10 protein-coding genes are annotated in these 11,022 nt (G+C 65.5%); 1 reads left to right on the top strand and 9 read right to left on the bottom strand.

The window, feature by feature from the left end; translation table 11 throughout:
- Nucleotides 1-437, top strand: a 437-nt coding sequence (locus CC207_RS15430; RefSeq protein ID WP_088852364.1) for a DUF721 domain-containing protein, incomplete at its 5' end; no start/stop codon positions are given.
- Nucleotides 438-564: 127 nt separating this feature from the next.
- On the opposite strand, the gene lpxC is transcribed toward CC207_RS15430, so the two are convergent.
- The 9 genes from lpxC to murD form a co-directional block, all read right to left on the bottom strand.
- Nucleotides 565-1,476 carry a UDP-3-O-acyl-N-acetylglucosamine deacetylase gene (lpxC, locus tag CC207_RS15425; protein ID WP_028689733.1) on the bottom strand — a complete coding sequence of 304 codons (912 nt, stop codon included), beginning with the start codon at nt 1,474-1,476 and terminating at the stop codon, nt 565-567.
- A 112-nt stretch (nt 1,477-1,588) separates the two neighbouring features.
- Nucleotides 1,589-2,785 carry a cell division protein FtsZ gene (gene ftsZ / locus CC207_RS15420; RefSeq protein ID WP_028689734.1) on the bottom strand — a complete coding sequence of 399 codons (1,197 nt, stop codon included), beginning with the start codon at nt 2,783-2,785 and terminating at the stop codon, nt 1,589-1,591.
- Between the two features lie 55 nt (nt 2,786-2,840).
- The gene (gene ftsA / locus CC207_RS15415) at nt 2,841-4,109 is read right to left on the bottom strand and encodes a cell division protein FtsA (RefSeq protein ID WP_028689735.1); all 1,269 of its coding nucleotides are present in this window, start codon (nt 4,107-4,109) and stop codon (nt 2,841-2,843) included.
- Between the two features lie 14 nt (nt 4,110-4,123).
- Nucleotides 4,124-4,993, bottom strand: coding sequence for a cell division protein FtsQ/DivIB (locus tag CC207_RS15410; protein ID WP_028689736.1), 870 nt, complete (start codon nt 4,991-4,993; stop codon nt 4,124-4,126).
- Nucleotides 4,994-4,998: 5 nt separating this feature from the next.
- Entirely contained in the window at nt 4,999-5,955 is a 957-nt protein-coding gene (locus tag CC207_RS15405; protein WP_028689737.1) for a D-alanine--D-alanine ligase, read from the bottom strand.
- Entirely contained in the window at nt 5,952-7,400 is a 1,449-nt protein-coding gene (gene murC, locus CC207_RS15400) for a UDP-N-acetylmuramate--L-alanine ligase (RefSeq protein WP_028689738.1), read from the bottom strand. Before murC ends, CC207_RS15405 begins: the two co-directional genes overlap by 4 nt.
- Nucleotides 7,393-8,472 (bottom strand): undecaprenyldiphospho-muramoylpentapeptide beta-N-acetylglucosaminyltransferase, encoded by a 1,080-nt coding sequence (gene murG / locus CC207_RS15395; protein ID WP_028689739.1) that lies wholly within the window; start codon nt 8,470-8,472, stop codon nt 7,393-7,395. The genes murC and murG overlap by 8 nt, the downstream gene beginning before the upstream one ends.
- A complete protein-coding gene (ftsW, locus tag CC207_RS15390) occupies nt 8,462-9,676 on the bottom strand; it encodes a putative lipid II flippase FtsW (protein ID WP_028689740.1) in 1,215 nt (404 codons plus the stop codon). Before ftsW ends, murG begins: the two co-directional genes overlap by 11 nt.
- Entirely contained in the window at nt 9,673-11,019 is a 1,347-nt protein-coding gene (gene murD, locus CC207_RS15385) for a UDP-N-acetylmuramoyl-L-alanine--D-glutamate ligase (protein ID WP_028689741.1), read from the bottom strand. The genes ftsW and murD overlap by 4 nt, the downstream gene beginning before the upstream one ends.
- Nucleotides 11,020-11,022 lie beyond the last annotated feature (3 nt).

Below are 11,022 nucleotides of genomic sequence, written 5' to 3'. Positions count from 1 at the left end.
CTGCCCGCCCCCCCGCCGACCTGTTGCGCAAGGCCAGGCCCCTGCGCCTGCTGCTCAACCAGGCCGAACGCCTGGAGCACCTGCAGCGCCTGCTGGAAAGCCAGCTGCAACCGGCCGCCCGCGAGCACTGCCACGTGGCCTCCTGGAAGGAAGGGACATTGTTGCTGGTGGTGACCGACGGCCATTGGGCCACCCGCCTGCGCTACCAGCAAAAGCGCCTGCAACGCCAGCTGCAAGCCATGGAAGCGTTCGCCAACCTGAGCCGCATCCAGTTCAAGGTACAGCCGCCGCTGGTGGCGGCAAAACATGAAGGTCACGGGCCTGAGCTTTCGGAATCTGCCGCAGACAGCATCCGCGGCTCGGCCGAAGGCATCAGCGACCCGAAGCTGCGCGCGGCGCTGGAGCGTCTGGCGGCACACGCGCAGGGCAAAGCCTGATACACGTCCCCGCGATAGCGTGAGCGGACGTATCGAGAGTCATGCCCGCTCCTGGCTCCATCTTTTGACACCCTAATAAAAAAGGCCACCCGAAGGTGGCCTTAATCACTAGAGAGAGTGTTCGAACTTACACGGCCGCAACAGGGCGCATGTACGAGATCGGTGCCGTGCTGGCATCTTCGAAGGTGACCACTTCCCAAGCGTCGGTTTCAGCGATCAGCTTGCGCAACAGCTGGTTGTTCAGCGCGTGCCCGGACTTGTAGCCCTTGAACTCGCCGATCAGGCTGTTGCCCAGCAGATAAAGGTCGCCGATGGCGTCGAGGATCTTGTGCTTGACGAATTCGTCATCGGAACGAAGGCCGTCTTCGTTAAGCACGCCGGTCTCGTCGACCACGATGGCGTTCTCCACACTGCCACCCAGCGCAAGGTTGTGTTTGCGCAGGTACTCGATGTCACGCATGAAGCCGAACGTGCGGGCACGGCTGACTTCCTTGACGAACGAGGTGCTGGAGAAGTCGACGACCGCGCTCTGGGTCTGGCCCTTGAGGACCGGGTGATCGAAGTCGATCTCGAAGCTCACCTTGAACCCGTCGAAAGGCAGGAAAGTGGCGCGCTTGTCGCCCTCCTCCACTGTCACTTCGCGCAGGATGCGGATGAACTTCTTGGCTGCGTCCTGTTCTTCCAGGCCGGCCGATTGGATCAGGAATACGAAGGGTCCGGCGCTGCCATCCATGATCGGCACTTCCGAGGCGGAGAGCTCGACGTAGGCGTTATCGATGCCCAGGCCCGCCATGGCGGAGAGCAGATGCTCGACCGTATCGACTTTGACGTCACCGTTGACCAGCGTCGTCGACATGGTGGTCTCGCCGACGTTGGCCGCGCGCGCCGGGATTTCGACCACAGGGTCGAGGTCGGCGCGACGGAAGACGATGCCGGTGTCGACAGGCGCAGGCTTGAGGGTCAGGTAGACCTTCTCCCCGGAGTGCAGGCCGACACCTGTGGCACGGATGGTATTCTTCAGGGTGCGTTGTCTAATCATGGCATTGGCCGCTTCAGCGCAAATTGCGAACAGGTATCAACAAAGGCTGGGGATGATAACAGACCCGGCCTTTGCTGAACACCAATCACCCTAATACCCCTGATAAATTCCATCAATCGGCCTGACGACGCAGGAACGCCGGGATATCCAGGTAGTCCAGATCATCCTGTGGGTTGAGTTTAGCGGCCGCCGCGGCACCCGCGTGGGCCTGGTTGCGCATCACGGTCGGACGCTCCAGGTCACGGTAGTTGACCGCCGACTGCTCCTGGCGAACCGGGGCCGGATTGGAGGCCTCGTACGCCTGCTGGGCGGTCTGCAGGGTGTTGTCGACCACCTTGACCGGCTTCTCGATGCGCGCGCCCAGGCCGGTGGCCACCACGGTCACGTGCAGTTCGTCGCGCATATCCGGGTCGATCACGGTGCCGACCTTGACCATCGCGTGGTCGGAGGCGAAGGCCTCGATGATGCTACCCACGTCGGAGTACTCGCCCAGCGACAGGTCGGGACCGGCGGTGATGTTCACCAGGATGCCGCGGGCGCCCTGCAGGTTGACGTCCTCGAGCAGCGGGTTGCGAATCGCCGCCTCGGTGGCTTCGCGCGCACGGTTCGGGCCGCTGGCGCAACCGGTACCCATCATCGCCATGCCCATCTCGCCCATCACGGTGCGCACGTCGGCGAAGTCGACGTTGATCATGCCCGGACGCTTGATGATGTCGGAAATACCGCGAACGGCACCGGCCAGCACGTCGTCGGCCTTGGCGAAGGCGGACAAGAGGCTTGCATCCTTGCCCAGGATGGTCAGCAGCTTCTCGTTGGGGATGGTGATCAGCGAGTCGACGCTCTCAGCCAGCATGCGGATGCCTTCATCGGCGATCTGCATGCGCTTGCGGCCCTCGAACGGGAACGGACGGGTCACCACCGCAACGGTGAGGATGCCCATTTCCTTGGCCACTTCGGCGATGATCGGCGCCGCGCCGGTACCGGTACCACCCCCCATGCCGGTGGTGATGAACACCATGTTGGTGCCTTGCAGCACTTCGGCGATGCGCTCACGGTCTTCCAGCGCGGCCTGACGGCCGACCTCCGGATTGGCGCCGGCACCCAGGCCCTTGGTCACACCCGTGCCCAGTTGCAGGATGGTGCGCGCGCCGATGTTCTTCAGCGCTTGGGCATCGGTGTTGGCGCAGATGAACTCGACGCCTTCGATGTTGCTTTTGACCATGTGGTTGACGGCGTTGCCGCCACCACCGCCAACGCCGATCACCTTGATGACCGGACTTTGCGGGACGTTGTCTACGAGCTCGAACATTTTCCCTCTCCTTACAGTTCTCTAGTTGTCGCGCCTACCACTACTGCTTTGAAACTTAGAAGTTGCTCTGGACCCAACGCTTGAGTCGTTCAAGCACAGGGCCCTTCGGTTCATCGCCATAGCTGTTGTTGCTGCTGTTGCTGTTGCTGATACCGGTCAGGGACGGGTCCTCGGACTGCTTCTGCAGGCCATAGGTGAGCAGGCCCACGCCGGTGGAATAGATCGGGTTGCGCACCACGTCGCTCAGGCCCCGAACGCTGTGCGGCACGCCCAGGCGTACCGGCATGTGGAAGATTTCCTCGGCCAGTTCCACGGCGCCTTCCATCTTCGCGGTGCCGCCGGTGAGGACGATGCCGGCTGGCACGAGGTCCTCGAAGCCGCTGCGACGCAGTTCGGCCTGGATCAGGGTGAACAGCTCGTCGTAACGCGGCTCCACCACTTCGGCCAGGGCCTGGCGCGACAGCTCGCGCGGCGGGCGGTCGCCGACGCTCGGCACCTTGATGGTCTCGCCAGCGCCGGCCAGCTTGGCCAGGGCGCAGGCGTAGCGGATCTTGATTTCCTCGGCGTACTGCGTGGGGGTGCGCAGGGCCATGGCGATGTCGTTGGTGACCTGGTCGCCCGCGATCGGGATCACCGCGGTGTGACGGATCGCGCCTTCAGTGAAGATGGCGATGTCGGTGGTGCCGCCGCCGATATCCACCAGGCACACGCCCAGTTCTTTTTCGTCGTCGGTCAGCACCGAGTAGGCCGAGGCCAACTGCTCGAGGATGATGTCGTCGATTTCCAGCCCGCAGCGGCGCACGCACTTCTCGATGTTCTGCGCCGCGTTGACCGCGCAGGTGACCACATGGACCTTGGCTTCCAGGCGCACGCCCGACATGCCCAGGGGCTCGCGCACGCCTTCCTGGTTGTCGATCACATAGTCCTGCGGCAGGGTGTGCAGCACCCGCTGGTCGGCCGGAATGGCCACGGCCTGGGCGGCGTCGAGCACGCGCTCGAGGTCGGCGGTGCTGACTTCGCGGTCGCGGATGGCGACGATGCCGTGGGAGTTCAGGCTGCGGATGTGGTTGCCGGCCACGCCGACGAACGCCGAGTGGATGCGGCAGCCGGCCATCAGCTGGGCCTCTTCGACGGCGCGCTGGATCGACTGCACGGTCGATTCGATGTTCACCACCACGCCCTTCTTCAGACCGCGGGACGGATGGGTGCCGATCCCGACGATCTCCAGGGTGCCGTCCTCGCCGACCTCACCCACCAGCGCCACCACCTTGGAAGTGCCGATGTCCAGCCCGACGATCATTTTGCCGCTATGCGCGTTTGCCATGGTCCTGCCTCTCTCTAATTCTTCGCAACGGCGGGTTGGGCCGTCGTCGGTGCATTCGGTTCCCGCCAACCAACGGCAAGTCCGTTGGCATAACGCAGATCGATGCGGGCGATATTGGTGATCTGGTCTTTAAGCGATTTGTCGTAAATGGCAATGAAACGGCGCATCTTCTCCACCAGATGGTCGCGCCCCAGCAGCAGCTCGACGCCCGCACCGGCGCTGCCCGCACCGGTGGTCAGGAACCAGCTGCCTCGCTCGCGCAGCTCCAGGCGAGCGATGGAAAAGCCCATGGGGCGCAGCATCTGGCTCAATACCTGATACTGCTGCATGACTTGTTGCTGAGCGCGCTGCGGCCCGAACAGCTGCGGCAGGTGCTCGTAGTTGGCCAGCTCGCGCGGCGTGAAGGCCTGGCCCTGGTTGTTGAGCAAGGCCTCGTCGCCCCAGCGCGCCACCGGCAGCTGTTCTTCCAGGCGGATCACCACCTCGTCCGGCCACACCCGGCGCACTTCGGCGTGGGCGATCCAGGGCATCTGCTCCAGTTCGACGCGCATCGCCGCCAGGTCGACGGTGAAGAAACTCGCCGCCACATAGGGGGCGATCCGCTGCTGCACCGACTGCTGGCTGATGTAGCTGAGGTCGCCCTGCACGTCGATCTTGGTGATCGGCCGGTCGGCGTAAGGCATCAGGCGGATGGCGCCCTCGTAGGCGCCAAAGCCCGCGGCCACCAGCAGCACCGGCCACAGCAGGCGCTTGAGACCGCCGAAGCTCGGCCGTGGCAGGCGCGCCGATACGGGCTCGTCGGCCACCAGTCGGCTGGCACCACGCGGCACCGGCTTGCTACGGCCGGTCACGGGGGGCTGCTGACGTATCATCGCGCCTTGCATGTCTATTAACCTCTCGTCGCTACGCTGTCGGCCAGGATTGCCAGCACCAGTTGCTGGAAGTCCAGGCCGGCGGCACGGGCCGCCATGGGCACCAGGCTATGGTCGGTCATGCCCGGTGCGGTGTTGACTTCGAGCAGCCAGAACCGGCCCTGCTCGTCCTGCATCACGTCCAGACGGCCCCAGCCCTCGATGCCAACGGCATCACAGGCGCGCGCGGTCAGGTCGATCAGCTCCTGCTCCTTGACGCTGTCCAGGCCGCAAGGGATGCGGTACTGGGTGTCGTTGGCGATGTACTTGGCGTCGTAGTCGTAGAACACGTGCGGGGTGCCCAGCGCGATCGGCGGCAGCACCTGGCCGCGCAATACGGCGATGGTGAACTCCGGACCGTGGATCCACTGCTCGACCAGCACTTGCGAGTCGTACTTGGCGGCGTCTTTCCAGGCGGCGACCAGCTCTTGCTCGCTGTTCACCTTGGCCATGCCGATGCTCGAACCTTCATGGGCGGGTTTGACGATCAACGGGAAGCCCAGTTCCGCACTGGCGGCCACGCAATCCTGCTCGCTGGCCAGCACGGCGTGACGCGGCGTGGGGATGCCCAGGCTCTGCCACACCTGCTTGGTGCGCAGCTTGTCCATGGCCAGCGCCGAGGCGAGGATGCCGCTGCCGGTGTAGGGAATCCCCAGGCACTCGAGCAGGCCCTGCATGCTGCCGTCCTCACCGCCACGGCCGTGGAGGATGATGAAGGCGCGGTCGATCTTCTCGCTCTGCAGGCGGGTCAGCAGGTCGTCGCCGACGTCGATGGCGACGACGTCGACACCAGCGTTGGTCAGCGCCTCGATCACTGCCTTGCCCGATTTCAGGGAAACCTCACGCTCGGCACTCTTGCCACCGTACAGCACAGCGACGCGGCCAAAGGCCTTGACGTCCAGGGTCGAGTGCAACTTGTCGTAGGCGCTGGTCATTTCGACTTCTCCTGCTTGGCGCCTGCGAACAGCGGGCTTTTCATCAATTGCGGGGCCAGGCCACCGACATCACCGGCACCCTGGCAGATCAGGATGTCGCCGGCGCGCAGCAGCGGCTTGACCAGCGGCGCAAGCTCGGCGCCACGTTCGATGTAGATCGGATCGAGCTTGCCGCGCTGGCGGATGCTGTGGCACAGCTGGCGGCTGTCGGCGCCGGGGATCGGCTCTTCGCCGGCCGGGTAGACCTCCATCAGCAACAGCACGTTGGCATCGCCCAGCACCTGGACGAAATCGTCGTACAGGTCGCGGGTACGGCTGTAGCGGTGCGGCTGGTAGACGATCACCAGGCGGCGGCTCGGCCAACCGCCACGCACGGCCTTGATCACCGCGGCGACCTCGGTCGGGTGGTGACCGTAGTCGTCGACCAGCATCACGCTGCCACCGTCGACCGGCAGCTCGCCGTAGACCTGGAAGCGTCGACCGACGCCCTGGAAGCCCGACAGGCCCTGGACGATGGCTTCGTCGCTGATGCCTTCGTCGGTGGCGATGGCGATGGTGGCCAGGGCGTTGAGCACGTTGTGGTTGCCCGGCATGTTCACCGACACCTCGAGCGGCTCGCAGTCACGGCGCAGCACGGTGAAGTGAGTCTGCATACCCTGCTGACGCACGTTGATGGCGCGGATGTCAGCCTCTTCGCTGAAGCCGTAGGTGACGGTCGGGCGCTTGACCTGCGGCAGGATCTCGCGCACCACCGGATCGTCCAGGCACATCACCGCCAGCCCGTAGAACGGCAGGTTGTGCAGGAACTCGACGAAGGTCTTCTTCAGCTTGTTGAAGTCGCCTTCGTAAGTGGCCATGTGATCGGCGTCGATATTGGTGACCACGGCGACCATCGGCTGCAGGTGCAGGAAGCTGGCGTCGCTCTCGTCGGCCTCGGCGATCAGGTAGCGGCTGGTGCCCAGTTGCGCGTTGGTGCCGGCCGCGGTCAGGCGACCGCCGATGACGAAGGTCGGGTCCAGGCCGCCGGCGGCGAACACCGAGGCCAGCAGGCTGGTGGTGGTGGTCTTGCCGTGGGTGCCGGCAACGGCCACGCCGTGGCGATAGCGCATCAGCTCGGCAAGCATCTCGGCACGCGGCACCACGGGAATCCGCCGCTCCAGAGCGGTGGCGACTTCCGGGTTGGCCGGGTTGATCGCGCTGGACACCACCAGCACATCGGCGTTGGCGGCATTCTCGGCGCGATGGCCGACGAAGATCTGCGCGCCGAACGACTGCAGGCGCTCGGTCACCGGCGACTCTTTCAGGTCGGAACCGGATACTTCGTAGCCCAGGTTCAGCAGCACTTCGGCGATGCCGCACATGCCCACGCCGCCGATGCCGACGAAATGGATGCGACGGATACGGCCCATCTTTGGCTGGGGCATGGCTTTCTGGCTCTCAACCATGGGCCACCTCCAGGCAGATATCGACCACGGTGCTGGTTGCGCCAGGTTTGGCCAGGCGGCGGGCGGTGCCGGCCATGGCATTGAGTTTCTCGGGTTGCATCAGCACCTCGTTCAGGCGTTCAGCGAGCTGCGCTGCGCCAGTAGTCGCTTGTGGCATCAGGAAGGCGGCGCCTTCGCGAGCCAGGTATTGGGCGTTGTGGGTCTGGTGGTCGTCGATGGCATGGGGCAAGGGCACCAGCATCGAGGGCAGGCCCGCCGCCGCGAGTTCGCTGACGGTCAGGGCGCCGGCCCGGCACACCACCATATCGGCCCAGCCATAGGCATGGGCCATGTCCTTGATGAACGGTTCGACCTGGGCCTCGACACCTGCCTCGTGATAACGCTCGGCGGTGACCGGGGCGTGGTTTTTCCCGGCCTGGTGGAACACCTCGGGGCGCAGGTTCTCCGGCACTTCGGACAGGGCCTTAGGCAACAATTTGTTCAATGGTTCCGCACCCAGGCTGCCACCCATGACCAGCAGGCGCACACGGCGCTCGGCCAGGGGCGCGCGCGCCGCGTCCATGAACAGCTCCGGACGCACCGGATTGCCGGTGGTACGCAGCTTGTCGCTGGCGGCGAAGGTGTCCGGGAAGGCTTCGCAGACACGCGCGGCCAACGGCAGCAGCAGGCGATTGGTGGTGCCGGCGCGGGCATTCTGCTCGTGGATCACCAGCGGCACCCCGCACAACCGGGCGGCAACACCGCCGGGCCCGGTCACATAGCCGCCGAAGCCGACCACGCAGACCGGCTTGAGCTGACGCACGATCCGCCGCGCCTGCAGCACGGCCTTGACCAGGGTGAACGGCGCCTTGAGCAGCGACAGCTTGCCCTTGCCACGCAGGCCGGTGACCTGGATCAGGTGCAACGGCAGGCCGGCCTGAGGCACCAGCTCGTTCTCGATGCCACGCGGGGTGCCCAGCCAGTGAACGCTGTAGCCACGGGCCTGGAACTCGCGGGCGCAGGCCAGGGCCGGGAACACGTGCCCCCCGGTACCGCCCGCCATGATCAGGATGTTCTTGCCGTCAGCGGCCATGGCTGGTCTCCTCGGCAAAATCGCTCTCCTTGAATTCGTGCTCCTCGCTGCCCAGGTGCGTGCGGCTCTCCCACTCGATCCGCAGCAAAAGCCCCACGCAGGCGCAGCAGATCACCAGTGAGCTGCCGCCGTAGCTGAGGAACGGCAGGGTCAGGCCCTTGGTCGGCAGCAGGCCGACGTTCACGCCGATGTTGATCAGGAACTGGCCGATCCACAGGAACGACAGGCCAAAGGCCATGTAGGCGGCGAAGAACTGCTTGGCCTTCTCGGCCCACAGGCCGATGTACAGCGCGCGCACAGTGATGAAGACGAACAGCGCGATGGTCAGCAGCGAACCGACCACGCCGAGCTCTTCGGCCAGCACCGAGAACACGAAGTCGGTGTGCGCCTCGGGCAGGTAGAACTGCTTCTGCACGCTGTTGCCAAGGCCCACGCCCAGCCACTCGCCGCGGCCGAAGGCGATCAGCGCCTGGGTCAGCTGATAGCCGGAGCCGAACTGGTCGGACCAGGGGTCGGTGAAGGTGATCAGTCGCGCCATGCGGTACGGTTGGGCCTGGACCAGCACCACCACCGAAATGACCGCCAGCACCACCATCAGCGAAAAGCGGAACAACCCCACCCCACCGAGGAACAGCATGGCCGCCGCGGCGCCCATCATCACCACCGTGGCGCCGAAGTCTGGCTCCATCAGCAACAGGCCGGCCATCGGCAGCAGCACGATGAACGGCTTGAAAAAGCCCATCCAGCTTTCGCGCACCTCGGTCTGCCGGCGAACCAGGTAGCCGGCGAGGTAGATCACCACGAAGACCTTGGCGATCTCCGACGGCTGCACGTTGAAGAAGCTGAAGCCGATCCAGCGCATCGAACCGTTCACCTCGCGGCCGATGCCTGGCACCAGCACCAGCACCAGCAGACCGAAGGCGCCTATCAGCATGAGGAAGCCCATGCGCTGCCAGGTGGCGATCGGCACCAGCATGGTCAACACCCCGGCCCCCAGGCCGAGGGAGACATACACCAGGTGGCGGATCATGTGGTACAGCGGGTTGCCCGACTGCACCGCGGCCACCTCCGAGGAGGCCGAGGTGATCATCACCAGGCCCAGGCCGAGCAGCGCCAGGCAGCCGGCCAGCAGTGGGAAGTCGAGGTCGATGCCACGGCCGCTGATCAGCGGCGACGGATACGGCTTGAGGATGCCGAAGATCATGCCAGCCCCTCCGCCGCCTGGGCGAACAGGCGCCCGCGTTCTTCGAAGTTCTTGAACATGTCGAGGCTGGCGCAGGCAGGCGACAGCAGGACAGCGTCGCCCGGCTGCGCCAGTTCGGCACAACGCTGCACGGCTTCGTCGAGGGTCTTGACCCGGACCTGCGCCACGGCATCACCCAAGGTTTCAGCCAGACGCTCGGCGTCACGGCCAAGCAGCACGACGGCACGGCAATGCTGAGCCACCGGCTCGCGCAGGGCAGCGAAGTCGGCGCCCTTGCCATCACCACCCGCGATCAGTACCAGCTTGCCTTCGATATCGGCGCCCAGGCCTTCGATGGCAGCCAGGGCGGCACCGACGTTGGTGGCCTTGGAATCGTCGTACCAGTTCACCCCGTTGCGCTCGCGCACCCACTGGCAGCGATGGGCCAGGCCCTTGAACTCGCGCAGGGCGTCGAGCATTGGCGCGAAGGGCAGGCCGGCGGCATGACCGAGAGCCAGCGCGGCCAGGGCGTTGCTCTGGTTGTGGGCGCCACGGATCTTCAGCTCACGCACCGGCATGAGCGTCTGGAATTCGAACGCCAGGTACTTCTCGCCCTCCACTTCGCGCAGGCCAAAGGCCTTGAAGTCCGGCGCGTTGAGCCCGAAGCTCCAGCTCGGCCGGCCTTCGACCGGCAATGGGCGGCTCAGGGCATCCTGACGGTTCACCACCACCTGGCGGGCACCGCGGAAGATCCGGTGCTTGGCCAGGTGATAGGCCGGCAGGCCGCTGTAGCGGTCCATGTGGTCTTCGCTGATGTTCAGCACGGTGGCCACTTCGGCGTTGAGCTGGTCGGTGGTTTCCAGCTGGAAGCTCGACAGCTCCAGCACGTACAGCTCGACATCGTCGGCCAGCAGGTCGAGGGCCGGGGTACCGAGGTTGCCACCGACAGCCACACGTTTGCCTGCCTTGGCGGCCATTTCGCCGACCAGGGTGGTGACGGTGCTCTTGGCGTTGGAGCCGCTGATGGCGATGATCGGTGCCTTGGCGTGGCGGGCGAACAACTCGATGTCGCCCGACAGCTTCACCCCTCGCGCGGCGGCCTGCTGCAGGGCAGGCGTGGCCAGGGCCAGGCCGGGGCTCACGTACAGCTCGTTGGCCCGGCACAGGAAGTCCACGTCGAGCTCGCCACAGCGCACTTCCACCTGCGGGTACTCACGGCGCAGGGTGTCCAGTTCCGGCGGTTGCTCGCGGGTGTCGGCGACCGCAAAGGCAATGCCCCGGTTCGCCAGGAAGCGAACCAGGGACATGCCGCTCTTGCCGAGGCCGACAACGATGCGGAATTGGTCGGAAGCGATCAGTGACACGCT

The organism is Pseudomonas sp. DrBHI1 (assembly GCF_002205115.1).
GTDB classification, from domain to species: domain Bacteria; phylum Pseudomonadota; class Gammaproteobacteria; order Pseudomonadales; family Pseudomonadaceae; genus Aquipseudomonas; species Aquipseudomonas mosselii.
The sequence above is the reverse complement of the archived record's forward strand: the minus strand, read 5'-3'. Positions and strand labels throughout refer to the sequence as shown.

Coding starts and splice junctions, on each gene's coding strand:
- lpxC (WP_028689733.1), bottom strand. CDS start 1,476: ATGATTAGACAACGCACCCTGAAGAATACCATCCGTGCCACAGGTGTC.
- ftsZ (WP_028689734.1), bottom strand. CDS start 2,785: ATGTTCGAGCTCGTAGACAACGTCCCGCAAAGTCCGGTCATCAAGGTG.
- ftsA (WP_028689735.1), bottom strand. CDS start 4,109: ATGGCAAACGCGCATAGCGGCAAAATGATCGTCGGGCTGGACATCGGC.
- CC207_RS15410 (WP_028689736.1), bottom strand. CDS start 4,993: ATGCAAGGCGCGATGATACGTCAGCAGCCCCCCGTGACCGGCCGTAGC.
- CC207_RS15405 (WP_028689737.1), bottom strand. CDS start 5,955: ATGACCAGCGCCTACGACAAGTTGCACTCGACCCTGGACGTCAAGGCC.
- murC (WP_028689738.1), bottom strand. CDS start 7,400: ATGGTTGAGAGCCAGAAAGCCATGCCCCAGCCAAAGATGGGCCGTATC.
- murG (WP_028689739.1), bottom strand. CDS start 8,472: ATGGCCGCTGACGGCAAGAACATCCTGATCATGGCGGGCGGTACCGGG.
- ftsW (WP_028689740.1), bottom strand. CDS start 9,676: ATGATCTTCGGCATCCTCAAGCCGTATCCGTCGCCGCTGATCAGCGGC.